The organism is Enterococcus sp. JM9B, from assembly GCF_009933265.1.
GTDB classification, from domain to species: Bacteria; Bacillota; Bacilli; order Lactobacillales; family Enterococcaceae; genus Enterococcus_C; species Enterococcus_C songbeiensis.
The window spans coordinates 13,870-39,556 of record NZ_MAEK01000008.1 but is presented as its reverse complement, the minus strand read 5'-3'; the positions used below and the strand labels follow the sequence as shown (position 1 = coordinate 39,556).

The window sequence follows — 25,687 nt, the reverse complement described above, 5'->3', positions numbered from 1 at the left end:
AACAATTAAATTCAATTCTACGTTTACACTACAACTTTAAGTGTAAAATATTCTTGCGAAAAAATAAAGCGATTTCTCTTATTTCTTTGAAATTCTTCACTTTGGATGCGTGATTGGTCTCTCTTTGGATAACAACAGATCAATTAGGGCGAAATTTAGGCGCCTTGGTATCCTTTTTTTGCAACTACGATTCGAATTGCTTTGACCACTTCGGGAATGTCTTTGCCTGTCGTATCGATTAATACAGCATCTTCCGCTTGTTTTAACGGTGAAACTTCCCGGTGAGAATCCAGGTAATCTCGGTGTTCGATTTCTTTTTTCAACGTATCAAAGTCTGTTGTGATTCCTTTTCCTTGATTTTCTTTGTATCGTCGTTGGGCACGTTCTTCTGCACTGGCAACCAAAAAGATTTTGACCTCTGCATTTGGTAAAACAGCGGTGCCGATATCTCGACCATCCATCACCACACCACCAGCTTCAGCGATTTTTTGTTGCTGGCGAACCAGTTCTTCCCGCACTTTTCGGTGAGCGGATACTTCTGAGACGTTGTTGGTCACTTCCGGTTCCCGTATCACTTTTGACACATTCTCGCCGTCAACAAAAACAAGTTGTCCTCTCCCTGTCTGTTTGAAGGAAATCGTATGTTTTTTGATTAACTGGACCAATGCTTCCTCGTCTGAAAAAGCCACCTGATGTTGAATCGCCAAATAGGTAACACTACGGTACATTGCCCCCGTATCCGTATAAACAAAGCCATATTTCTTAGCTAAAATTTTAGCAACAGTACTTTTGCCGGAAGAAGCCGGTCCGTCGATTGCGATATTGATTTTTTCCATTATCTGACACCTAACACTTTCCATACAGAATAAAAACATTCATAAGAAAAGCCGAACGGAAACGTTCAGCTTTTACTCAACTTTATTTCACGCGCAATTCTTGTCCTGGATACAACATAAAGTTATTAGGATCAATGCCGTTTAATTGATACAACTCTTCAACTGAGATTCCCATCCGAGCCGCAACTTGGTTTGGTCCTTCACCATCTTGAACGGTTGTGTACTGTTCACCAGTTTGATTGTTTGTTTGATTATTTGTCTGATTGTCATTTTCAGCAGCGGCATTATTTTCAACTGCTTGACTGCTGCTGGAATCAGAGGAAGACTCACTGGTGCTAGTACTTGTTGAAGAAGATTCCGTTGAGCTTTCACTCGTTGAAGACTCTTCAGTAGACGTTTCTTCAGTCGTTTCGCTCGTGCTTTCGCTAACTTGTGTCGTTTGTTCGGTACTTGCTGCTGTATTGTTGCTGCGATCACCTTTAATCACAAAAAAATACGCTGCTGTTGGAAGCGCAATACAAAGCGCCAATAAAACAACGAGAATAATCAAGAATTTTGAAGTCCCGCGTTTTTTCTTACGTTGCTGTGAACGGGAAGAACTTTGATCGTATTCTGTGTCATAGATCGGTTGTTCCCACGGTTCTTGCGTTTCATTTGGTTGAACGTCATCATGTTTGTCTTTTCTGCTCAATGTGTTACCCTCCTAAAATCTTTCGTGTGTAATTATACCATAGGAATTTGACGACTGTCTTGAAAAAAAGCAATCAATCTGTTTCTTTAAACATTTTTAGTAAAATCTCTTGCCAATCCGGTAGGTTCGTCTTTTTTTCAGGTAGTAGTTCTTTTTGCGGAAGCTGAGCGGCATGGAGATCACAGCAGTTCGCGACTTTTTTCGTCAATCGTTCTTCAAAATTTTCCAGCAGACAGCGACGGCGGCACGTCGTCTCATCAATATAAGCAAGCATTTTTTGCAATCGTTGTTTTTTAGCCTGTTCATTTTGATACAAAAGTTGTAAAACAGCAGATTTTCCAAAATGGTCGGCTTGCTTTTGCCATTTTTCTTGCAGAGGTGTCTGTTCAGTCACCTGATGATTAAACAACTGCTCCAATCCGATTCGCTCTTGCTGTGAGGCATGTTGAAAAAATTCATGGATCTTTTCATCGCCGTCTTGGTAAAGCAGCAGAGCATAGCTGGGGCGACCGTCTCTTCCCGCCCGCCCGATCTCTTGACTATAATTTTCCAAACTATCAGCCAAATCATAATGGATCACAAACCGGATGTCCGCTTTATTGATTCCCATGCCAAACGCATTGGTTGCAATCAAAAGTTGGAGTTTCCCTGTAGAAAATTGTTGCTGCAATAATTTTCGTTGACTGGCAGCCAGTCCCCCGTGGTAATACCCGACATTCCACTGATCCTTCAATTGCTCATACAACTGTTCCACGTTTTTCCTCGTGGCGCAATAAATAATACCTGATCCCGAAAAATGTGTAAGGATAGTTTTTAATGAAGCCAGTTTATCTGTCGTTTTTTCTACAAACAAGGCAATGTTTGGGCGATCCACAGAATAAAGAATCTCCTGATGCTTCTCGGTAAGCAATGTCGTGGCAATATCTTCTCGAACCTGCTTGGGAGCCGTTGCTGTCAGTGCTAAGGTAACGGGATTTCCTAAATAGTCTTTTACCTGTTGCAGTTCCCGGTATTCCGGGCGAAAATCGATTCCCCATTGAGAAACACAATGGGCTTCATCAATAACCAACAAACCAATCGTACATTGCTGCAAAGCGCGAATAACTTCCGGCTGCAACAACATTTCCGGACTGGCAAATAAAAATTTGTAGCGATTCAGTCGTGTCAGTACAAACTTTTTTTCATTTTTTGATAACAGACTATTCAGTGCAATCACCCGTTTTTCTTGGGTTTGGTGCAAGGAGCTGACCTGATCTTCCATTAAAGAAATCAACGGGGAAACAATCACCACCAAGCCTTCTATCAGATAACCCGAAAGCTGATAACACAAACTTTTTCCCGTTCCAGTCGGGAGAACCGCCAAAGTATCTTGCCCCGATAAAATCGCAGTGATGGTCTCCTTTTGTCCTTGACGAAAGGTATCATACCCAAAATAGCTTTTCAACGAATCTTCAAGCATGACCTTCCTCCATTTTCCGCATAATTTGGTACAACCGAAATTCTTCAAAAGAAATTTCCAGTGCTGCTGTAATTTCTCGGTAATCCCATTGCTGATACTCCCCAGAAAGCTGTTGCAACTTTTCTCGTGCTTGACTCGAGATGAACCGTTCAAAGGGAAAATCTGGGGTTCGCAATGCCCATTCAATCAAGTGATCGTTGATGGTTCCGCTTTTTATGTGACGTATTTTCATAATCTGCTCTCTTGAATAGCCCTTTAAAAATAATTGCCGGGTTTTTCCCATACTTTGATTTTCATTTTCAAAATAATAAGGTTGCAAAAAATGATAGAGTATAAAGTCGGGATGTCCCGCTAATTCGTGAAAAAAATGATGAACCCGGCTATCATGGAACAACTGTGCCCATGGCATTTCTTGAAAATTTTGGGGAACTAATTGATAGGAGGCTTGCCCGACAAAATGATACCCTGAAAAAGTCTGTGCCAAATAATTGGCTTCTTCTTTTGGCATCCTAGAAAAAATTTGCGTCAATTCCTTGTAGATTTGATTAGGCAACTGATTCTCTGACCTACGGACCAGTTGTCGCACCCGCTCTGTATATTCAGGAGATGTTTCCAAAGGCAAGTACCGATTCGTTTTTCCTAGATAGGAAGTCACTTGGAGAACGAACTGCACAAAACGCCACATTTTTTCCGTGTTTCGACCGTAGGAAAAATAATCGACCTGCGACAAAATCGTTGCTTGCATCGGCACGTTTTGTCTGCCTTTTTGCGTCAGCTGGAGTTGCCCGTCCAGCGTTTCTTCTAATAATTGCTCTTGCAGCAAATCGGCTAATGTTTTTTCATAGGCTTTCTGTGAATAATTCGGCAACACACCGTTCAGTGCAAGCAGATCATGAAAAAAGCCGAAAGATAAGATAGATGTGGTTCGTTTGCCGTTTAATAAATGAAAAAGAGAACTTGGCTTTAACTTGCCATGTTCCGCAAACAAAGCTAAAATAAAAGTATTCAATGAATGCTTCCTCCAGAAAGTGAGTGACCCACAGTGGCTCGTCTATGTAAAATCGTTCCCGAACGATGTATTGCCTGCGGTTTATGTGCCGTTTACGCACCAGATATTTTTGACTACGATGAAGAAGGGATTGTTTTATTCAAACAAGAACCCGAAGCTCGGCAACAATTCGTTCAACCAGCTGAAGCCGTGGCTGTGACCAAAGCTTATCAAAAATGTCCTGTTCGTGCAATCTTACTGGAAGAACTCCAGTAGATTTACAAGGAACTTCATTAAAATAGATAACAAAAAAAAGCTCAAAGACGAAAACTTCCGTCTTTGAGTCTTTTTTTATTTTCCACACAATCGATAAATGGCTTCTGCATAAATCGTCATTACTTTGTACATGCTTGCCAATTCCCATTGTTCATTGGCTTGGTGCATGAAGTCTGGCGTATCTGCAAACATCGCGCCAAAAGCGACACAATTGTTCATCGTTCGAGCAAAGGTTGCGCCACCGGAAATCATCGGTTCGCTTGTGTCTCCAGTAATTTCTCGATATGTCCCAAGTAATGTTTGAATTAATTCACTTTCAATCGGCACATATAAGGAATCCAAAAAGTCGAATTCTTCATAAGTTAGTCCGTACTCTTTCACTTTTTCTGAAAGTTTTGCCACTAAATCTTCTTTTTCAAAGGTCACCGGAATTCGCATATCGATTCCAATTTTTGTGTGTTCAGGAGTGATTTCTAAACTTGCAATATTCATTGTCAGCTCACCAGATTGTTCATCCACCGTTTTCCCGACAACATTTTCTCCTGTCGCATTTTCCTTCACTAATTTACCTAAGAAATTCAATGGACCAAAATCTACAATGTTTGCTAATGCCATAGACAAACGCGAGATCGCATTGGTGCCTTGCGGTGCATCTTTTGCATGGATACTTTTTCCAAGAACCGCAAGTCCATCTGCGGTTTCTTCAAAATCAAAGCCAAATGCTTCTAATTGTTTTTTGACCTCTGCTAAATGTTTCCCGCTATAAGGAGCCGAATCCGGTACAACGTTCAGTGCTCCCGGTGCTTTCACAAAGACTTCATTTGTTCCCGGACCAGTCAGATAAGCTTGCAGTAAGCCTTTTTCTGCATAAATCAATGGGAATTCTGCATCAGGAGCAAAACCTTGTGTGATGCCTTCTTCTTTTTCATTGTACTTTTCAATACAACGCCACAAGTTTTCTTCGTCCGAGCCAAAAATAAAACGAATTCGTTGATTAAAAGTTACACCGGCATCCATCAAAGCTTTTACCGCAAACAACGCAGCCATTGACGGTCCTTTATCATCTTGTGAACCCCGCCCGATGATTTTTCCATCTTTGATTTCTGGTTTGAAAGGATCTGTTTCCCAGCCTTTTTGGTCAGCAGCTGGTACGACATCCATGTGACATAAAATGCCAAAAAGTTCTTTGCCTTCACCGACTTCCGCATAGGCATAATACCCATCTGGATCTCTAAATGTTTTAAAGCCAATTTGATCGCAGATTTCAACGACCTTGTCTAAAGCCGCCACTACTTTTTTGCCAAAAGGATGCCCTTTTCCAGTATCAGATTCATCTAAAACGGATGGCACTTGAATCAATTCTTCCAATGCATGGACTGCAGCTTTTTGATGTTCTTCTGTAACAAATTGTTTCATCTTCCTACCTCCTATAAAATTTAAAAAGGGATTTCGATCAGATAATCGAAATCCCTCTAATCCATTTCCTATTGCTAGGTGATCCTATCAGATTATCTGTCATTCATGTTAGACTTCTTCAATATTTTTGTCCAGTGAAAATCTTACAGCATTGCGGCAATTGCCAAGATTGCACAAATAGCAACAAATAAGATTCCAATCAATTTACCCATGAATTTGAACCAGACACCAATATCAAAACGAGCAATGGCTAACGCCCCCATAACGATCGCTGAAGTTGGTGTAATCAGATTCACCAGACCTGAAGCAGATTGATACGCAGTGATGACTAAGTCTTTACCGACACCGGCAAATTCTCCCATTGGTCCCATGATTCCCATCGTTGCTGATGCCAGACCAGAAGTCGATGGAATCAAGAAGGACATTGGAATATAGAAAATAAATGTCAATACGATGAAGACACCAGAATTCAATCCGCTTAGTCCTTGTTCCCCCCAATGAAGAATCGTATCTGTAATCAGTCCTTGATTCATGATAACTTGGATTCCCCGCGCAACGGCAACCACGATTGCAACGCCTAAAAGGTCAGCAGCGCCTGCCATAAATTCTGAAATAAAAGTGGATTCCTTCATGCCATAAATGAAAGCAACCAGAATTGCCATCAATAGGAACAACATGGTGATTTCTGGGAAGTACCAGTCACCAAACGGCAACATGTCTTGTCCTAAAACTGTTCCAATAACTGGCAGACCAGTCAACCATGCTGTGATATTTTCAAACAAGGTGAAGTTTTCATTCAGCATCGTCCAAGGAATCAAACTAATGATCATAATGATAAAGGTAGCAAAGAACAAAATCATAACGTGTCTTTGTTTTTTGGACATCGTTTCTTGATTGGCAATCGCTTCAATATCAAAATGTTTGTTGTCTTTTTCGCGGTTTTTATAAACCAGCGATTTGGTCGGATCTTTTTCGATCTTCGAGGCATAACGATACACGTAAATGATTGAAATCGTGACTAAAACGATGAACATAACGAATCGCAAACCGATTCCTTCCCCCATCGAAATACCAACTGCATCCGATGCTACACCAGTTGCAAAGGGGTTAACAGTAGAAGCAAGACAGCCCACCTGTGAACCGACCAAAACAATTGCTACGGCAACCACTGTATCTAGACCAATTGCCATCATCACCGGAATCAACAACGCATAAAATGGAATCGTTTCTTCCGCCATTCCGTAGGTTGATCCCCCTAAAGCAAACAAGAACATTAATACTGGAATCAGCATTTTTTCTTTGCCTTTAAATCTTTTCACGACCGTGGCGATCCCCGCATCTAAAGCGCCGGTTTTGTTGATGATTCCCAAAAATCCACCAACGATTAAAATAAAGAAGGACACTTGGACTGCAGCGGGTGTTGATTTCGTAAATTCTCCTGCATCTACTCCTAACATCCCATTGACTGGTGCCATCAATACATCATAGATTCCCTGTGGGTTTGATTTTACCTGTTCATAAGAACCAGCAATGATATTTCCTGCATCATCAACGCTGTAATGTCCCGCAGGAATGAACCAGGTAAAGACCGCGATAACTGCAATGATAAGGAATAAGACCGTGTACGCGGAAGGCATTTGAAACTTTTTCTTTTTTACATTTTCCATCTCTTTCTTCCTCTCTGTATTTTTTTAACATACAAATTACACCGACATCGTTATTTTATCAAATCGCAAACGATCTGCATACTTGGATTAAGAATCAATTAAAAACGTCTTTTTCCCAAGATTATGTATATTTCGTCTGAGTAACCGTATGCTTCAAAATTTTCAAGCGAGACTTTTTAAATTTTTATTAAATCTCTGCTTCCATCAAAATTGTAACGCTTTCAAAAAAGAAATAAAATGAAAATCTCGTCCTTTAAAACGTGAAGGATTTGGCTTTATGCAATGTTAATTCAATTTTTATACACCAATCCGCATAAACTGTCCAATCTAGCTCAATTGCACCTGTCATTACACTTAATTATGTATTTTTTTTCACTCAAAAATAACAATATTTTGCTATTTTATTAAAAAAAAGATCGAATGCTATCTTTGCACTCGATCTCTCCTGATTCTATCTTCTTAAAAATGGTTCATTTGTGTTTGTTTTTGCTTACGACTCAACCAAGGAAGCAGTTTGGCATGAAGGACTAAGAACACCGCACTGACGATCGCTCCTTTGATCAAATTGAAGGGAACGATACCGATCGCTACATAGCGAGCCAGTGACATTCCTAAGAATTGATCGGCACTTACACCGAAAAATGTGAGATACAATGGGGTGATGACGAAATAATTTGCAAGACTCATAAAAATCGTCAATGCCAAAATTCCCGTTACGATTCCAAAGGTTTTATTTCTTTTTGTTTCATGACCTCTAAAGAAATAATACATCGGTAGCGTAAAAATACTGGAGGCTAGGAAACTTGCGATGTCTCCTACCATATTGCTTGGTTCCAGCCCTGTCGTCAACAAATGCAATGTTGAACGGAGAAACGCCGTCATAATACCGGCAACTGGTCCAAATAAAAACATACTCAACATTACCGGAATATCACTAAAATCAATTTTTAAAAAATTGAACGCCGGCAATACTGGAAACGCCACGTATTGCAAAATCAATCCCATCGCCGCAAAAAGTGCGACTGCCACCATTTTTTGTACCTTACTGTTCTTCATTGAAATCCTCCTAGTTCAAGGACTCATCTTCAATCGAACCTTTTCAAATCGTCGCCATACGATGCAAACAAAAAAACTCTATTTTTCTCAGGGAAAAATAGAGTTAGAGTTATTTGAAGGTATAGTGCCAATTCAAATAAGCCCTATCTTCTTTATCCAGACTTTACTGTCGGTATCGGAATTTCACCGATTCAGCCACTTCAATGAAGTGGGTCGTGGACTATAACCACCGGTCGGGAATTACACCCTGCCCCTGAAGACGAACCTTAATATTTTTTTTACAGTTCCTATTATACACGAATCTAACAAAAAGACAAATAAGTTGTTGTGCTTCTTTTGGCTAGATTTCTTTTGCTGTATTCAATAAACTGGAAACTTCTTTCTTATTCAACTCCCGGTATTCTCCCGGACGTAATTTTCCTAATGTCAACTCGCCATATTTTTCCCGTTTTAGTTTTTGCACAGGATATCCTACTGCCATCAGCATGTTTTTCACTTGATGGTTACGGCCTTCATGGATGGTCAGTTCAACAATACTTGTCTCTGCTTTTGTATCAGTTGACAGAATGGTAAAACGAGCCGGCGCAGTTTTCTTACCTTCAACTTTGATTCCCCGTGCTAATGGTGCTAACCGTCTTTTATCAGCGATTCCTTTGACTTTTGCCACGTATACTTTATCAACTTGGTGTTTGGGGTGAGTTAATTTTTGTGAAAACTCCCCATCATTCGTCAGTAAAAGCAAACCAGAGGTATCATAATCCAATCGTCCCACAGGGTAAATTCGCTCTGTCACCCCTGACAGATAGTCAACCACTACCTTGCGCCCTTTGTCATCAGAAACCGCAGAAATCACACCTCTTGGTTTATAAAAGAGAAAATAAACAGGTTCTTCTTGATAGATAGGAATATCATCTACCTCAACACGGTCTTGCTTTTGAACTTTGATGCCTAGTTCCGTTACTACTTCACCATTGATTTTTACCCGACCATCAATAATCAGTTGCTCGGCTTTTCTTCGGGAAGCGATTCCCGCATGTGCAATCACTTTTTGTAAACGTTCCATTTATTTTCTCCTCGTTCATTCTTTTGTTGAAATTTTTTACAAAATTTCTTCCGATTTTCACTACGTATATCATTCCACTAGATTCTTTCCTTTTAAGTGGAACTGACATCCTCGTTCATTCTTTTGTTGAAATTTTTTGCGAAATTTCTTCCGATTTTCACTACGTATATCATTCCACTAGATTCTTTCTTTTTAAGTGGAACTGACATCCTCGTTCATTCTTTTGTTGAAATTTTTTACAAAATTTCTTCCAATTTTCACTACGTATATCATTCCACTAGATTCTTTCCTTTTAAGTGGAACTGACATCCTCGTTCATTCTTTTGTTGAAATTTTTTGCGAAATTTCTTCCAATTTTCGCTACGTATATCATTCCACTAGATTCTTTCCTTTTAAGTGGAACTGACATCCTCGTTCATTCTTTTGTTGAAATTTTTTACAAAATTTCTTCCGATTTTCACTACGTATATCATTCCACTTGCTTTTTTCTTTTTAAGTGGAACGGATACTTTGGATTTTCTTTTTCTAGCAGCAACTTTTCTTTCAGAAATTATGGTTGCGAATCGTCTGCTGTGGGTTCTGTTTGTTCTTTTGTAAAGCGATCAAAAAACAAGTCTGTCGGCAGTTCTTCTAATTCTTCTTCCATCGCTTGGATATCTGGCAACTCTTCCAATGATTTCAAGCCAAAATAATCCATGAAATAGTCTGTTGTCCCATAAAGAATGGCTCGTCCCGGTCCATCTACTCGACCTTTTTCACCGATCAATTGCCGCGCCACCAATTTTTGGACTGAACCGGCGGACTGCACACCACGAATCTCATCGACTTCCACCCGAGTAATCGGTTGTTTATAAGCAATAATCGATAATGTTTCTAAGGCGGCCTGAGATAAAGTATGGGCGATTGGCGAGTGTGCATATTTTTTTAACAAGGGAGCAAATTGCTTTTTTGTCGTTAGAACAAAATGATTTCCTACTTCTAAGATATGCAGAGCAGAAGATTCGTCATCCTGATATTTTTGCTGCAACGTCTGCAACGCTTGATACACCGTAGCAGTCTGGGTTTCCAGCAAGTAGCTCAATTCTTCCAATCCGATGCCTTCATCCCCCACGACAAACAGCATCGCTTCCAATTCACTCAATTTCATTATACTCTTCTCCTGTTGCATAAAGCATGATTTCTCCGTAATTTTTTTCCTGTTCTGCCCGTATTTGACCTTTTTTCATTAACTCTAACAAAGCCAAAAACGTGGCAACAATCTCTGATTTGCTGTAACTGACAAAAAAGGATTCAAAGGACCGTCCACGTTTCCCGGTAAATTGACGCATTTTTTCCTGAAGTTCCTTTATCTTTTCTTCAATTGTGTTTTCATCAGCAGAAATCGTTGTCTCCAAAACCTTTCTTTTCTTACGTTTTTCCAACATTTGATGAAAGGCTAAAAAAAGATCAATCGTGTTTAATTGATGTTCCGGTAATTCTTCGGTCGTTTCCCGGTAATCTTCTATATCCATGGGTTCTTTTGTATAATACTGACTGCGTTCTTCTGCCTTCTCCGACAATTGTTCTGCAGCATATTTGTACTTGCGATATTCCAACAGCTGAGCCACCAATGCTTCCCGCGGATCTTCTTCATAGGCATCATCGATTGGTTCCAATTCCTGTTTCGGCAAAAGCATCTGAGATTTGATTGCCATCAAACTTGCGGCCATCACCAAATATTCTCCCGCAACCTCCAGCTCCAATGTTTTCATCGTATGAATATATTCCATATATTGTTCCGTCACATCAGCGATGGGAATATCGTAAATATCCAGTTCCAATTTTTGAATCAAATGCAGCAAAAGATCCAGGGGACCTTCGAAAACAGCTAATTTTATTTTAATCTCTCGCACCGTCTCACCTTTTTCTATGCTCTTGGAAAATGTTGCTTATACACATCAGTCATTCGTTTTTTCGTAATATGGGTGTAAATCTGTGTCGTGGAAATATCGGCGTGTCCCAGCAATTCTTGTACCGTTCTCAAATCAGCTCCATTTTCCAACAAATGAGTAGCGAAACTATGTCGCAATGTATGAGGTGTCACTTTTTTAGTGATGCCTGCCTCACGGACAATCCCTTTCAAATTTTTCCAAATTCCTTGGCGGGATAATCCTGTGCCATGACTATTCACAAACAGATGTGCTTCTTCCGGATGCTTGCGGGTCAAATAAGGGCGAGCTTCCTCCAGATATCGCTGCACCCATTGAATTGCATAATCCCCTAAAGGCACGATTCGTTCCTTGTCCCCTTTTCCTAAAGTTTGCAAAAGTCCCATACTTAAATGCAGGTCATTTAACTTTAAGCCGATCAATTCACTAACTCGCAATCCAGTCGCATACAACACTTCCAGAATCGCTCGATCCCGAATGCCTAAAATATCCTTCGTATCCGGTGTATCGATCAGAAGTTCGACTTCCTGCAAACTCAATGTATCCGGTAATTTCTGCACTTTTTTAGGCGAATCGATGTGCTGCATGGGATCATGATCCGTATAGCGTTCCTGACGTAAAAATTGATGAAACCGACGCAAACTAGAAACCATTCGAGTAATCGTCGCCGAAGATTTTTGAGCTGTTTTTAATTCCTGTAAAAAACTCAAGATAAGAAATCGATCAATCTGATCCCAATTCGTTACCTGCGCTTTTTCCAAAAAGTGTAAATACTGCGTCAAATCCCGTTCATAGCTCTTTCTTGTATTTAAAGATAAGCCTCGTTCAATCGTTAAATAATGAATATAATCAATTACTTGCTCTTCCATCATCAACCCTCAACTTTCGACTTTACCATCATAACAAATAACCCTCTGTTCGAACAGAAAAATATCAAAAAGAAAAGCCTCGTTTCCGTGAACCGACGCTTCCTGTGAGGAGGCTGTCCGCTCATGTCAAACCAGACTTTTTTTCTATTGTTCTTTTTGTTCTGTCAATTCAGAATATGCCGCTTTTTCTTGGCAATTTTTACAAATTCCGTGAAAGGTCAGACGATGATCTTTTACCAAAAAATGATACTTGCTTTCAACGACTTCCTCGACTGCACCCAGTAAATCCTCTTCTACCTCTTCGATATTGCCGCATTCCAAACAAAGCAGGTGATGATGAAAGTGTTTGGCACCTTCTTTTCTTAAATCATACCGGGCAACCCCGTCATTAAAACTGACTTTATCGATTACCTTGATCTCAGTTAGAATTTCTAATGTACGATAAACAGTCGCTAAACCAATTTCCGGACTTTTCCGTTTAACAAAAAAGAAAATTTCTTCTGCGGAAAGATGATCCTTCTCATTTTCTAAAAGCACTTGCAACGTAGCTTCTCGTTGCGGCGTAAGCTTAAATCCCGATTCATGAAGTTGCTTTTTGATTTTTTTCAAAGCAGTGAGTGTGTTCATCAGCCCATCAACCTCTTTCGTCAACACTTTATAATAATTATAATCTAGGTTTTAGATAATTATCGATAGATTATATTTATTATAAATAAAATTCCAGATTAATACAAGTCATTCTCAATTAGAATTTTTCAACAAATAGGTGTACGCTTCTTTTTGTTCCACAAGCTTTGCTTTTAGTAAGTGACCCATCGCCCGTTTGAATTGCCCTTTGCTGATACCAAACATTTGCTTAATCGCTTCTGGATCAGATTTATCTGTGTAAGGCATCCGTTTTCCTGCTGTTCGTTCCAAATAAGCCAACAACATCGCCGCATCATCATTGATTGCTTCATGCGCTCGAGGTTTTAGCGACATATTCAGCACCCCATCTGGACGCACGCCGATGATCCGCGGTTGCACTACTTCACCTAACCGTGGTTCTTGAAAACGTTCAGAAGGATGAATAAAGCCCAGATAAAAATCTTCCGTCAGCAAGTAAGAACCTGCCAACTTCAATCGGAAAATCGTTCCAACTTTATTTTGATTCTTCATTTCTGCATTTCCCTGCTTGCTTAATGCCCGGAAAATTTTTTCATCTGCCAAGGTAGCCCAAATCCGTTCCTTGTGATCAACGCGCAAAGAAACCATCAAACGATCTCCTTTTTTCGGCCAGAGCTCCCGCATCGTTGGCAGTTCATCAAGAGAAACCGGGATATCCTTGTCAGGTAAGCCGATATCCACAAATGCACCAAGGTCACGACGGGTATCGATTACTGTCGCAAAAGCATAATGCCCTTTACGGCTTTTCGGAATTTCTGTTGTGAAACTAAACTCCTGCTTCTGATTTTGATAGCCAAAACCTTCCACCGCTGTTCCTAACTGAAATTCCCCTTCTTTTTTCGATAGGCGGAAAGTCACCCCATTTTTTTGAACGAAATAATCTTTTTCATTTTCATCAATAATCATCCCTGAAAAGACGGATGCCAATAATTCTTCCATATTTTTCTCCTTAAATTATGATCCGAATAATCGCAATTGCTACGATACCGGTCACGACGATTTTCATAAGATCCTTCGTATAGTAACCTACCACTAAAGCGGGAATACAAGCAAGTGTTTCCTCTAATTTTATCACCGGAAACCGACCTTCTCGAAATTCCAGCAAGCTTTGAACAAAAAGGGCAGTCAAAATACACAAGGGCAAAAAATTTAAAAAAGTTTGAACTTTATCTGGAAAGACCAGCTTGCGAGAAAACACAAAGGGTAAAATCCGAGGTATCCATGTAACGATCCCACTAACAACAATCATAATCAAAATCCCACTACTAATCATCAACAGTCACCGTCCCTACGAAACAACCAATCAGTGTCGAGCCGATTACCGCAATTTCAGCAGAAGTCAGCCGCATCAAAAGCACCAACGAAAAAATCACGGCGGCTAAAACCGTCACCGTTTGTCTGGTACGCTTTTTTAGAGGTAATTCTACTTGAAACAAAAAGAGACCTAAAAACATTGCTGTCAATGCAAAATCCAAACCAAAAGCTGCCGGATCAGGAATGAAATGCCCGAGAAGTCCTCCTAAAAGATTGGCAACCAGCCACGTCAAGTAAGCCGCAACATTCAATCCATTGGTCCATGAGGCCGTTACCGGCTGTTCTTCTTGCAAAGCGGTGGTCAGCACACCATAGGATTCATCAGTCAGTAAGGTTCCCAGCCCGATATTCGTCCAGATTTTTTCTTTTCTAAAATAGCCGGCGACAGAAAGACTCATCAACAGGTGCCGAAGATTCACTAAAAAAACAGTGACCACAATTGAGGACAACGGTGCCTGAATCGCCAACAAACCGCAAATAATAAATTGAGCACTACCGGCGTAAACAATTAGTGATAACAACGCAATCTCTAAAAGGGAAAGACCAACACCTTTTTCAACGACCCCAGCCGCAAAACCGATTCCTAAATAACCTAACATCGTGGGTAAACATGCTCTCACACCGTCACTGAAACTTGCATAGCTCACTTTTTGTAATTTTTGCATGAAAATTACCCTCCTTCTTTCCATTTGATTGAAATTATCATAGCGGAAATAAGGAAGGTAGACAAGTAATTTTCAGAAAATAAATAATATTCTTTTTATTTTTATTTTATCGTATTATCTGAACCATTTCCCCGGAAATAGCCGGTTTTACAGTTGATAGTCACTAGATAAAATGGCAATGCTGAATCAGATACTCCCTTCATTAAGGAAGAACGAGTATTTGTGGCGAATAAGTTGTAATATCCCTCGCCATTTTCAATCCGAACTTTCTCCAGCGTGTAGCCTCCTTCAACAATATAGCCTCGTGCAATACATGTCGCAAGAACTTTCTCTTTCACTCCGGCCGCCCATTGCCAAGCTGGGTTATTCACATCTGCAACATCACTGGCTACTGTCCCTAAAATAGGCTGATTGTTCGTATTCGGCTGCATATTAGGCGAAGCCTCTGCCGGTAATGTGGCTTGTTGCGCTGCCTGTTCTTTTGCCGCTTGATTTGCGGCAGCTTCTTTAGCAGCTGCCTCTTTTTCTGCTGCTTTCTTTGCGGCAGCTTCTTTGGCTGCCGTCTCTTTTTTCGATAAGGCACCATCTACTGCACTCAAAGCTTCAAGCATCGCCGTTTTTGAAGTACTATCAGGAAGTTTTTTCACCAAGTTATTGGCTGTTTGATAATTTTTACGGGAAGCATCGCTTTTCACTTGATCCTTTTGGTAAACCAAAGCAACAGCATCTGTTGCTTTTTGTAAAGCCGCCGCTTGTTTCTCTGCTTTTTCAATCGCCTGAGTGACAAGTTGATCAAAAGCGGAAGTCCCGGTAGGCTTTTCAAGAGTAACATCAGCTAAAGAATCGTAGACTGCTGTCTCTACCAGATGATCTCCCACCAAAATTGGCTGATCAAATAATTGGTTCACTTGATTGATTGTTGTAAACTTTTCTTTCAATTTGCCATAGGAAGCATTGATTGCCGCATATTTTTCTTCATTCTCGTATTTGTCCAAGGTCGTTTTGACCGTTTCCAGTTCAGCTAATGATTTATTTTCTTTGATAAATTGCTGATCGGAATCTAAATAAAACTGATCCAGCTGTTGTTGAATATCTTCCAAAGCTGAAGTAACTTTTTGTTCTTGAGCTTTTTCTGCGGCAACTTTTTCTTGATGGTCATAAAAAAGCCAACCACCGATTCCAACGACTGCCACGGCTGCTGCCGCAATTAAATAAGTTCCTCGAGATTTATGAGGCTTGTTGCGAATAGGTTCATCCGTCGCCGCCTCTTCATCATCAACCTCTTCAAGGTGCTCAGATTCGCTTTCAGCTTCTAAAAGAACCTCAGTAGGCTGTGAAGCTTGTTCTGAATTTTTTAAGCCTTCGTCAATTTCTTCAGGAACTGCTGTAGCTTCTCCCGTTTCTGCTGACGTTATCTCTTTTGTTTCTGTAAGTGAAACAACATTTTCTTCCGCTCCATCAACCTCTCCAACAGGTTCTTCTATTAATTCGGTAGATTCTGCCGTTGTAGACTGGGCTTCTGCCTGTTCTTTTGCAACAAGTTCTTCGACAGTTTCGCCCTCTTCCCCTTTATGCTGGCGAATATAAGCAGATAAAATTGGATTTTCTATGGGTTCGTCTTTTGCTTCGATTGATTTTGTTGTCTCAGTGTCTTCATCGATGTCATGCTGTTCATTAAACGTTTCCATTACCGAACCAATGGAAACATTCTTGAAATCCGACCAGGCAATATTATCATTTTTATGTGTATCTTTTTGTTCGTTTTGATCTTCAATTTTTTGTGCAATATTTTCTTTGATTTCGAATCCGCAATTGGGGCAAATCATTTTTCCTGCCACAGGTTCAAAACCACATTGTGGACATTTGTTGATCACTATTATCTTGCTCCTTTACATTCATAGCCCTAAATCTATCATATTATTAGATGTTCGCCAATAGTGAGAACATTAGGTTTTCTTTAAATTTATTTTACCATTTTTTGCGTTTGTAACAAAAAAACTTTCAAAAGCCTTAAAAGACCTTTAAAAGTTTTTCTAACGTTTTTATTTCATTCTTATTCTAAGAAATCTTTCAGTTGTTTTGAACGTGAAGGATGGCGCAGTTTCCGTAGGGCTTTTGCTTCAATTTGACGAATCCGTTCTCTCGTCACACCAAAGACTTTTCCGACTTCTTCCAATGTACGTGTACGACCGTCATCTAAACCAAAACGTAGACGTAAAACATTTTCCTCACGATCGGTCAGTGTATCCAAAACATCTTCCAATTGTTCCTTCAGCAACTCATACGCTGCATGTTCTGCTGGGCTGGTTGCCTCTTGGTCTTCAATGAAATCACCTAAATGGGAATCATCTTCTTCACCGATTGGCGTTTCCAAAGAAACTGGTTCTTGAGCGATTTTCAAGATTTCCCGAACTTTTTCTGTTGGCAGATCCATTTCTGCACCGATTTCTTCCGGTGTTGGTTCCCGTCCTAAATCTTGTAATAGTTGCCGTTGAATACGGATCAATTTGTTGATGGTTTCCACCATGTGAACCGGAATTCGGATTGTCCGTGCTTGGTCCGCGATTGCTCTTGTAATCGCTTGACGAATCCACCACGTCGCATAGGTAGAAAATTTGAATCCTTTGCGATAGTCAAATTTTTCAACAGCCTTCATCAAGCCCATGTTTCCTTCTTGGATCAAATCCAAAAATTGCATGCCCCGACCTACATACCGTTTGGCAATACTTACTACTAAACGTAAATTGGCTTCAGCTAAGCGTTGTTTTGCTTCTTGGTCGCCTTCTTCGATCTTTAATGCCAATGCGACTTCTTCTTCCGCTGTCAGCAACGGTACCCGACCAATTTCTTTTAGGTACATCCGAACAGGGTCATTGATTTTAACACCAGTTGGCGCTGAAAGGTCTTCTTGTTTTGCCGCTTCGGCCTTTTTTTCGTTACTTTTTAGACTGTGGACGGAGGGTTCGCCATTTTCATCCACGACGCTTATGCCGGCATCCTCGATTTTTTGGATCAATTTATCCATTGCATCAGCATCTAGAGAAAAAGGTGTTGCGAGGGTATTTGACAATTCGTCATACACGACCTGCCCTTTTGTTTTGTTTGTCCGTATAAATTCTGAGACTGCTTTATCATACTCGGTGTTTGCTTGTTTTGCCATAAAAAGAAGGCCCCCTTCAATGTAATTCGGCTTGCTTCATCTTTTTTGTTAAATTTATTATTTCAACTGCCAATTCCAACTCTAACTGCTGATTTCCTTTTTGACTAGCTTCTTGCTGCTGGATTCTTTTTTTTGTGATTTCATCAGCAATTTCCGCCTTTTTGAAAATCTGCAATAAGTAGTTGATCTCATGGTCCGAGCTTTCTTCCGGAACATTGAGATAAGCAATTTCAATCACGATATTTTTGATTTCTTGATCTTTTAAAAAATCAAGAAATTCAGGTAGTAAAAAATTCCCGGTGCTCTCTACGTAGGTATCATATAAAAAATAGATTTCCTGATACCTTTCATGAACAAACTGCAACTGTTGCTGTTTCAGTTTCTGATTGAGAAAGGGATCATTAAATAAACGATAAAGCAAGAGACGTTCTGCTTTTTCCAGTTGGGTGAACTGCTTTGCCTTCACTCCAATAATCGGTGGCGACTTTGTTCCACGGAAAGCTGGATTGCGCTCCTTGGTTGGTTGCCGCTGTTCATTGTTCTGTATGCGTTGGTCCTGCCTGAATTGACGAAATTGCTGTTGCAATGTTTCACGACTGATATGAAACTCTGTGGATAACTGAGTCAGGTAACGATCTTGTTCAATCAGCGAATCAACCTTGGTTAGTTCCTTTAATAATTCTTGTACATAATCAAGCTGTTCTTTTTCATTTTGTAGATTATGATGCAGCCGATGATACATCATCTTAAAAGAAAAGACTGTATCCCGCCCGTGATAGGCTAACTCTTGAAACGCATCAACACCATATTTTTGAACATATTCATCTGGATCCAACCGTTCTGGCAAACTGACGATTGTCAATCGTAGTCGACTATGTTCCTGCATCAGTCCAATCGCACGATTCGTTGCTTCAACGCCAGCAGTATCTCCGTCATAACAGATAACAAGCTCTTTAGCGACACGTTCGATTGCCGTGATTTGTTGATTGGTAAGACTCGTGCCCATACTTGCGATACCGTTTTGAATTCCTGCCTGCCACGCCGCCAGCACATCCATAAATCCCTCAAATAAAAAAACCGTACTTTCTTTGCGGATCGTACTTCGCGCTTTATCAAAGTTGAACAAAACATCCCGTTTATTAAACAGCTCGGTTTCTGGACTGTTTAAATACTTTGGCTGTTCCTTTCCGGAAAGACCCTCTGTTGGTAAAAACCGACCAGAAAACCCGATTGTTTTCCCTTGTGGATTACGGATAGGAAACATGATGCGCTGATAAAAACGATCAGCAAACGTCCCATCTTCTCGTTCTACAAACAGACCGGAAGCAGAATAAAGTGTCTCAGGAACCTTTTCATTTTGAAAAATCTGGCCTAAAAAGTGGCGTTCATTCGGCGCAAACCCAATTTGAAAGGTCTCAATCAGTTCTTGCGTCAGCCCTCTTTCCAGCAAATAATCCAATGCCCCTTGACCAGCCGCTGTATGAATCAACATATGATGAAAAACCTCTACAGCTTTTTCATGCAGCTCAATCAATTGTCTGGATTGCGTATTTTCAGAAGCTTCCACTTCCTGATACTGCTGAGCCATTGGAATACTTTCTAAATCCGCAACCTTGACGACTGCCTCGGGAAACGAGAGTCCCTCTATTTCCTGAATAAAACTAAAAACATTTCCGCCTTTCCCACAGCCAAAACAATGAAAAATCTGTTTATCCTCGGCTACTGAAAAGGAAGGTGTTTTTTCTTCGTGAAATGGACACAACCCGGAATAGTTTTTTCCTGATTTTTTTAATTGGACATATTGTCCAACCACTTCAACGATATTTGTCTTCGACCGAATTTCCTCAATCACGGTTGAAGGAATTCTTTTTACCATTTCACTCACCTCCTGCGAGAAATGCTAAGACGAGTTTTTGATAATGAATGTCGGTAAAAAATCGCACTAACCGAAATCAGCGCGATTTAGAAATTGACACAATTATACATGTTTCATTCTATCATAATTCCGCTGTTTTTCAAGCTTTTTATCCTAAGAAACTTTTCAAATCACTAAAGTCGAAAGAGAGGAAAAAATGTTTTTTCCCTCTCAAGACTAATTTCTATTTGTATTCATTCTCTAGTTTACTCATCCATGCACCTAATGCCGCACCTGCTGCACATAAAATTACGCAAGCGACATAACTGCCAGCAGTAAAACCTGAATAATCTGTGGGAATAATCATGATTGTCGAAGCAAAAACTACACCTAAAATAAAGTGGAATAATTGCGGATAAGCTTTGCTGAAAATATAATCCATAACCTTTGAAAGACCTAGAACCGTAATGATTCCGCCAATTCCGATAGGCAAAATCACACCAAAATTCAATTCTTTGATTCCGTCAGACATCGCTTTGTACATACCCATATAAACCAGAAAGTTAGAAGGACTAAGACCTGGCACGATCATTCCTAAACCAATCAATCCGCCGGCAATCATCCAGGTTACAAAATTTTGATCCACATGAGAGAAAAGGCCTGAACCTTTCCATAAGAACAAGAAGCCCAAAACGAAACTAACTGCCAAAATAATCAATTCCCGAGTGGAACGTCCTTTCTTACCAGCCTCTTTCCATAACGCAGGCACGGTTCCGATAATACAGCCAACGAAAAACCATAAAATAATCGTTTCATAAGCTCCCAACAAAAAGCTGACAGCGAAGGAGAGTAAAAAGACTCCAGTAACTCCTCCTAACCCTACAGGAATAAAAAACAATACATTTTCTTTAAAATTACGGGTAATATGAGCTAAAAATGAAATGATCCGTTCATAAATCCCAAAAATCGCCGCTAAGGCTCCGCCGCTGACTCCTGGTAAAATAAAGCCTGAACCAATGAACATTCCCTTTACAAACCGTAACAGCCATTCCTTAGTTGTTGTCTGGTGCTTCTCTTCCATTCAGTTGTACTCCCTTACTCAAATTTCTTTTCGTTTTTTTGCTGCGTCATCTTTTTTGTAATTACCAACTATTTTGCAGAAAACGCGAATTCTTCCTTAGTGTAGCATATTCCCTTTTTCAGTCAAATCAAAAAAGGAAATTTGTCCCTTGAATTTTTAACTGGTTCAGCTTAACTGTCTCCGCATAAAATAAATTGCCACCATTATGGTATAAATACCCGCCGTTATAAAACAGAGAATGAATTCCCCAATAACGGTATTTTGTTTTTTCTTGATTCCCCAGTAACGGAGAAAGGACATCCCTAGAATACGCCTCTGCTAATTCTAAGCTGTTTTTTCCTCCTCGTTCTGCCACGTAATCAATATAATCTAAGCCAAAATTATAGGCTTGAACCGCCGTCCACAAATCACACTTTTGATCCTCTGCTTTTTGAAGGGCTTCAGCCAAAAATTTCACTCCATGCTCAATGCTTTCCTCCGTGCTTGAGATTTTCCCCATTTCCCCGTAGACACTTTCTGAACTTTGCATAATATCGATTACTTTTCCCTTACTTTCAGTAAAGATAATGGCAGCAATCAAATTTTGATACTCAGAAATGTCATATTTCTGACTGGCAGTACTGATTTCCTGATCGTAGGTATGCACCTGTTTTAAAATCAAATAATTACGAACACCTAATAGAATCAGTGCTGTAAATAAAAGGATTGTTATTCCTAAGAGTAATCGTTTTATCCATCGAAATTTTTTCTTCATCGGTTATTTATTCCCGTCCAGACTTTTTAGGCTTTTTCCATAGTACCATTTTCCGAATAAAAGGAGCTACTATTCTTGCCCCTCCTTTCGTTAAAATTAATAAAAATAAAAGATTTCATTCAAATTTCGATTCGACAAAAGCAAAAAACAACCAAACTCGTTATGTACCGAGTCTGGTTGTTCCTTTTCAATTAATTATGCTTCGATTTCAGTTACGATACCAGAACCAACTGTTCGTCCACCTTCACGAATTGAGAAGGTCGTTCCTTTTTCAACCGCGATTGGATGGATCAATTCAACATCGATCGTTACGTTATCGCCAGGCATGACCATTTCTACCCCTTCAGGTAAAACGATATTTCCGGTTACATCCGTCGTACGGAAATAAAATTGTGGACGATAATTATTGAAGAATGGTGTATGACGTCCACCTTCTTCTTTCGTCAGTACATACACTTCTCCTTTAAATTTTGTGTGTGGAGTGATAGAACCGGGTTTTGCTAAAACTTGTCCCCGTTCGATTTCGTCACGGGTGATTCCCCGTAACAAGACACCGACGTTATCTCCGGCTTGCCCATAATCCAATGTTTTACGGAACATTTCCAAACCAGTAACTACAGCTTTTTGTGTTTCAGGTTTGATACCGACGATTTCTATTTCATCCCCTACCTTGACTTCACCACGATCAATACGTCCAGAAGCAACGGTACCGCGTCCAGTGATTGAAAAGACATCTTCAACTGGCAACAAGAATGGTTTGTCATTGTCACGTTCAGGGGTTGGAATGTATTCATCCACTGTATCCATTAATTCCATGATAGCAGCTTCTGCTTCAGGATCCCCTTCCAAGGCTTTTAATGCAGATCCTTTGATCACAGGAATATCATCCCCTGGGAAATTATATTCCGTTAATAATTCACGGACTTCCATTTCCACTAAATCGATCAATTCATCGTCATCCACCAAATCTGTCTTGTTCAAAAAGACAATCAAGTGTTTTACACCAACTTGTCGTGAAAGCAAAATATGTTCACGGGTTTGTGGCATTGGACCATCTGTTGCAGAAACAACGAGAATGGCTCCATCCATTTGAGCCGCACCGGTAATCATGTTTTTTACATAGTCCGCGTGGCCTGGTGCATCAATATGCGCATAGTGGCGCTTTTCAGTTTCATATTCCACGTGGGCGGTGTTGATGGTAATTCCCCGTTCACGTTCTTCAGGTGCAGCATCAATACTTGCGTAGTCCTGTGGATTTGCAAGCCCTTTTTTTCCTAAAACGGTTGTAATCGCAGCAGTCAACGTTGTTTTACCATGGTCGACGTGGCCAATGGTCCCAATATTAACGTGTGGTTTACTTCTATCGTAATGTTCTTTTGCCATATCAAAAACCTCCTATTATTGGTTCCAAGTTTCCTTGGCTTCACTTTTATTATAGACTTTTCCTCACAATTGTAAAAAATTTTCACCTGTGAAAATCTACTTATCTTTTGTAAGTTTGAATCTATGTTTATTATAGGTCAAACTTAGTCAAAGTCAAGAAAGTCGTCTTCCTCCTTTTCACATTTAAATCTTTTGGTAGACGTTTTTCCTTTTTTATAGAATAATTGGTTTGAGGTGAAAAATTTGAAAAAAATAATTCCTTTTTTAGTCGTACTAGCTGTTTTTACAGCGGGCTGTTTTTACGCCTATAATTATTTCTATGGTGGAACCAGCTACTATACACAAATTACGACTAATGGCGAGAAAACGACAGAAAAAGCAACGGACGGCCGTCAATACACAGTCTATATCTATGAAAATCAGTCTGCTTACAATGAACAAGGAGAAAAAACGACAGTAACCCTCCGTGAATCTCGAGAAAAGCCCCTGCGTTTGAAAGCTTACCTAAAATTAATAGTCAATCCCCGTAAAGGTGTATTGCGTTGGGAAGAAGTCACCAAAAATGAGCTGCCGGAAAAAGTCCAAAACAAACTAGACTAAAGAAATCACAGCAATCTCTTTCAAGGAAAGGACTGCTGTGATTTTTTATAATTTATTGATTACGTCTTCGACATTCTTAATGGTAACAGAAATCGTCCCGTCCGGATTGTTGATAAATTCGATTAAATCTCGGTTGCGGTACACATCCAATGGTACGATTAATTCGATGCCATTGGACAATTTTAATTTTTGCTTCCCATATTTTTTCTCGGTAATTTCCTTCACATCTTTTAATAATGGCGACTGATCAATGACTCCTTTTTCCAAAACTTCTTCTTGGAAGGCCATTTGTGCAGTAATATTATCTTTGAATACCCGCTGCGCCACTTCTTGAACGGCTACCTGACCCGTTTCTTCAATGGATGAAAAAACTGCCTCTTTCACGTCCGCTGCAATATCATGCTTTGGCGTCTCAAATTTCTCACCGATTTTTTCGGCGACTCGTTTGATGACCTTCACATTTTCTTCCAGTGATGGTAACGGCTGTGTTTCGATTACCTCCGTTGAGAAATAATTTTTCTTCTCACCGGAAAAGGTATATTTTTTTTCAACTAATTCATAACTTAGATCCCCCAAATTCACCGCAATTCCTTCATCGGCTTTTTGGGTCTTATTTGCTAAAATTGCCCGGTTAATAATCAACTTGTTTGCAATTCCTGTTTCTTCTGCCTCTACGTAATGGGTGTAGGCCTGACCATAATTCACTTTGAGAAACGCAAGATAAGGTTGGGCATCCTGTTCATATAAAACAATAAAAACATCAGCACTTGGCGCATCTTCGCTTTCATGGTATTTTTCAAACCAACGCTGAAGCAGTTTTTCGCTGCCGGTAACAAACTGTTCTTTCGTTTCCATCGCTAGTTGGGCAAAGCTAGACGCAGCCACCAACTGACCGGTTTTTGTCTGGGCTGTTGATAATTTTTGAATTTTTTTTGTTAAATATTCCCTAATATATTCTGTCGTTAGATCAAGCTCAACTTGGGAAAGGACCGGCGTTCCAGCTTCACGATCCACGACATGTAAAATCGCTTTTTTTAAATAAATGTCCATGTTCACTTCTCCTTCTTTCTAAGGGTAGTAGAAAATGTACCAAGAAACAAGTAAAAATTTTAACCAAATCTGCCATTTAATTGAAATATCTGGGAAAGAGAGGCCGATTTCAGCTTTTTTTCAATTTTTCCTTTTCATTTTTCAACTTTTTTCTTATAATACAAAAGGTACTAGACTAAAGGAGAAGACGATGAAGAAAAAACAAAAACAAAAATTATTAAAACAATTCCGCCCTTCGTTTGAGCAAGTGCGTCTGCAGCTTTTTGAAAATTTAGAAAAACTTGCCCTGCAAAATCATCAGCTAGCGATCCGTGTGTATATCGATCCTAAGAAATTGCAAGAGATGACGATCGAATTACTGGGAGAAACCCATAAGGAACAAATTTTATCTGTACCTATGGATGAAAATTTCGTTACCGTCCTGAAACGGATTCAAAAACAAGAAGCAGGTCTAATGGAACGTTTTTCTTTGAATTTGGCTAATGAGATTGCCGGCTATTGGGCACCTGCTCGTCAAACCCAACCAGTGGCAGAAAAAGCTGTACAAGTAGCTGAACCCAAGGAACAAGCCCCTGAAGAAGCCAAAAATGGATTGGATTTTCAAGCATTTCGTGAACAAATCGAAGCTTTCCCTAAATTCTTTGTAGAAACTGAAGCCTCTCAGCTTTTAATCAAAGAAAAGGGGAAAGAAGACCGTTTACTTGCTACGATTTCTACCACCGAAGAAAATGACTTTACAATTGAAAAAGCGCTAGAACGAAAATATAAGCTAAAAACAGAGGTCATTCCAGTTATCGAAGAATTTGCCAAAACTCCCCTCAATCAACGATAATTAACAATCAAAAAAACGAAGGCTATCTCCAAAAAAGTCGTAATTACGACAGGACCAAGCGGCCCAATGGAGTTTAGC

The 25,687-nt window shown here is 39.9% G+C and carries 25 protein-coding genes and 1 riboswitch; of the genes, 3 read left to right on the top strand and 22 right to left on the bottom strand.

Features of this window, described 5'->3' with window-relative positions; translation table 11 throughout:
* Positions 1 to 155 precede the first annotated feature (155 nt).
* From cmk to BAU16_RS02460, 4 genes are all read right to left on the bottom strand, one after another.
* Entirely contained in the window at positions 156 to 836 is a 681-nt protein-coding gene (cmk, locus tag BAU16_RS02475; protein ID WP_048603129.1) for a (d)CMP kinase, read from the bottom strand.
* A gap of 82 nt (positions 837 to 918) precedes the next feature.
* Positions 919 to 1,527 carry a LysM peptidoglycan-binding domain-containing protein gene (locus BAU16_RS02470; protein ID WP_048603130.1) on the bottom strand — a complete coding sequence of 203 codons (609 nt, stop codon included), beginning with the start codon at positions 1,525 to 1,527 and terminating at the stop codon, positions 919 to 921.
* 73 nt (positions 1,528 to 1,600) lie between these two features.
* Positions 1,601 to 2,986, bottom strand: a complete 1,386-nt coding sequence (locus tag BAU16_RS02465; RefSeq protein ID WP_137605833.1) for a RecQ family ATP-dependent DNA helicase — start codon at positions 2,984 to 2,986, stop codon at positions 1,601 to 1,603.
* On the bottom strand, positions 2,979 to 3,995 hold the full coding sequence (locus BAU16_RS02460) for a helix-turn-helix domain-containing protein (RefSeq protein WP_161526372.1): 1,017 nt from the start codon (positions 3,993 to 3,995) through the stop codon (positions 2,979 to 2,981). Before BAU16_RS02460 ends, BAU16_RS02465 begins: the two co-directional genes overlap by 8 nt.
* A 33-nt stretch (positions 3,996 to 4,028) precedes the next feature.
* Between BAU16_RS02460 and BAU16_RS02455 the strand changes: the two genes are divergently transcribed.
* The gene (locus tag BAU16_RS02455) at positions 4,029 to 4,250 is read left to right on the top strand and encodes a ferredoxin (protein WP_137605831.1); all 222 of its coding nucleotides are present in this window, start codon (positions 4,029 to 4,031) and stop codon (positions 4,248 to 4,250) included.
* A 75-nt stretch (positions 4,251 to 4,325) separates the two neighbouring features.
* On the opposite strand, the gene BAU16_RS02450 is transcribed toward BAU16_RS02455, so the two are convergent.
* From BAU16_RS02450 to tuf, 17 genes are all read right to left on the bottom strand, one after another.
* Positions 4,326 to 5,666, bottom strand: coding sequence for a M20 family metallopeptidase (locus BAU16_RS02450; protein WP_048603134.1), 1,341 nt, complete (start codon positions 5,664 to 5,666; stop codon positions 4,326 to 4,328).
* A gap of 143 nt (positions 5,667 to 5,809) precedes the next feature.
* A complete protein-coding gene (locus tag BAU16_RS02445; RefSeq protein ID WP_048603135.1) occupies positions 5,810 to 7,333 on the bottom strand; it encodes a YfcC family protein in 1,524 nt (507 codons plus the stop codon).
* A gap of 459 nt (positions 7,334 to 7,792) precedes the next feature.
* Positions 7,793 to 8,389, bottom strand: a complete 597-nt coding sequence (locus BAU16_RS02440; RefSeq protein ID WP_137605830.1) for an ECF transporter S component — start codon at positions 8,387 to 8,389, stop codon at positions 7,793 to 7,795.
* Between the two features lie 141 nt (positions 8,390 to 8,530).
* Positions 8,531 to 8,654, bottom strand: a riboswitch (FMN riboswitch).
* A 75-nt stretch (positions 8,655 to 8,729) separates the two neighbouring features.
* Positions 8,730 to 9,452, bottom strand: a complete 723-nt coding sequence (locus tag BAU16_RS02435) for a pseudouridine synthase (protein WP_048603137.1) — start codon at positions 9,450 to 9,452, stop codon at positions 8,730 to 8,732.
* Positions 9,453 to 10,002: 550 nt separating this feature from the next.
* Positions 10,003 to 10,602, bottom strand: coding sequence for an SMC-Scp complex subunit ScpB (gene scpB, locus BAU16_RS02430; RefSeq protein WP_137605847.1), 600 nt, complete (start codon positions 10,600 to 10,602; stop codon positions 10,003 to 10,005).
* A complete protein-coding gene (locus BAU16_RS02425; protein ID WP_137605829.1) occupies positions 10,586 to 11,344 on the bottom strand; it encodes a segregation/condensation protein A in 759 nt (252 codons plus the stop codon). Before BAU16_RS02425 ends, scpB begins: the two co-directional genes overlap by 17 nt.
* Before the next feature lie 14 nt (positions 11,345 to 11,358).
* On the bottom strand, positions 11,359 to 12,249 hold the full coding sequence (xerD, locus tag BAU16_RS02420; RefSeq protein WP_048603140.1) for a site-specific tyrosine recombinase XerD: 891 nt from the start codon (positions 12,247 to 12,249) through the stop codon (positions 11,359 to 11,361).
* 144 nt (positions 12,250 to 12,393) lie between these two features.
* Entirely contained in the window at positions 12,394 to 12,876 is a 483-nt protein-coding gene (fur, locus tag BAU16_RS02415) for a ferric iron uptake transcriptional regulator (RefSeq protein WP_048603141.1), read from the bottom strand.
* A 114-nt stretch (positions 12,877 to 12,990) separates the two neighbouring features.
* A complete protein-coding gene (locus BAU16_RS02410) occupies positions 12,991 to 13,854 on the bottom strand; it encodes a CvfB family protein (RefSeq protein WP_161526371.1) in 864 nt (287 codons plus the stop codon).
* 10 nt (positions 13,855 to 13,864) lie between these two features.
* Positions 13,865 to 14,188 (bottom strand): AzlD domain-containing protein, encoded by a 324-nt coding sequence (locus BAU16_RS02405; RefSeq protein WP_048603143.1) that lies wholly within the window; start codon positions 14,186 to 14,188, stop codon positions 13,865 to 13,867.
* Complete coding sequence (locus tag BAU16_RS02400) at positions 14,181 to 14,894, bottom strand: AzlC family ABC transporter permease (RefSeq protein WP_137605827.1); 714 nt, start codon at positions 14,892 to 14,894, stop codon at positions 14,181 to 14,183. The genes BAU16_RS02405 and BAU16_RS02400 overlap by 8 nt, the downstream gene beginning before the upstream one ends.
* A 101-nt stretch (positions 14,895 to 14,995) precedes the next feature.
* Positions 14,996 to 16,768, bottom strand: a complete 1,773-nt coding sequence (locus BAU16_RS02395; RefSeq protein ID WP_161526370.1) for a cell division site-positioning protein MapZ family protein — start codon at positions 16,766 to 16,768, stop codon at positions 14,996 to 14,998.
* A 179-nt stretch (positions 16,769 to 16,947) separates the two neighbouring features.
* Positions 16,948 to 18,054, bottom strand: a complete 1,107-nt coding sequence (gene rpoD / locus BAU16_RS02390; protein ID WP_048603146.1) for an RNA polymerase sigma factor RpoD — start codon at positions 18,052 to 18,054, stop codon at positions 16,948 to 16,950.
* A gap of 16 nt (positions 18,055 to 18,070) precedes the next feature.
* Positions 18,071 to 19,930 (bottom strand): DNA primase, encoded by a 1,860-nt coding sequence (gene dnaG / locus BAU16_RS02385; RefSeq protein ID WP_048603147.1) that lies wholly within the window; start codon positions 19,928 to 19,930, stop codon positions 18,071 to 18,073.
* A gap of 223 nt (positions 19,931 to 20,153) precedes the next feature.
* Entirely contained in the window at positions 20,154 to 20,990 is an 837-nt protein-coding gene (locus tag BAU16_RS02380) for a DUF368 domain-containing protein (RefSeq protein WP_048603148.1), read from the bottom strand.
* A 127-nt stretch (positions 20,991 to 21,117) separates the two neighbouring features.
* Positions 21,118 to 21,744 carry a lysozyme family protein gene (locus BAU16_RS02375; RefSeq protein ID WP_048603149.1) on the bottom strand — a complete coding sequence of 209 codons (627 nt, stop codon included), beginning with the start codon at positions 21,742 to 21,744 and terminating at the stop codon, positions 21,118 to 21,120.
* Positions 21,745 to 21,939: 195 nt separating this feature from the next.
* The gene (tuf, locus tag BAU16_RS02370) at positions 21,940 to 23,127 is read right to left on the bottom strand and encodes an elongation factor Tu (protein WP_048603150.1); all 1,188 of its coding nucleotides are present in this window, start codon (positions 23,125 to 23,127) and stop codon (positions 21,940 to 21,942) included.
* A 243-nt stretch (positions 23,128 to 23,370) separates the two neighbouring features.
* Here tuf and BAU16_RS02365 point away from each other — a divergent pair, with 243 nt between their 5' ends.
* On the top strand, positions 23,371 to 23,727 hold the full coding sequence (locus BAU16_RS02365; RefSeq protein WP_161526369.1) for a YxeA family protein: 357 nt from the start codon (positions 23,371 to 23,373) through the stop codon (positions 23,725 to 23,727).
* Positions 23,728 to 23,772: 45 nt separating this feature from the next.
* Here BAU16_RS02365 and BAU16_RS02360 read toward each other — a convergent pair whose 3' ends face one another.
* A complete protein-coding gene (locus BAU16_RS02360; protein ID WP_137605936.1) occupies positions 23,773 to 24,777 on the bottom strand; it encodes a nucleoid-associated protein in 1,005 nt (334 codons plus the stop codon).
* Positions 24,778 to 24,967: 190 nt separating this feature from the next.
* On the opposite strand from BAU16_RS02360, the gene BAU16_RS02355 reads away from it, so the two are divergent.
* On the top strand, positions 24,968 to 25,609 hold the full coding sequence (locus BAU16_RS02355) for a hypothetical protein (RefSeq protein ID WP_048603153.1): 642 nt from the start codon (positions 24,968 to 24,970) through the stop codon (positions 25,607 to 25,609).
* Positions 25,610 to 25,687: the final 78 nt, after the last annotated feature.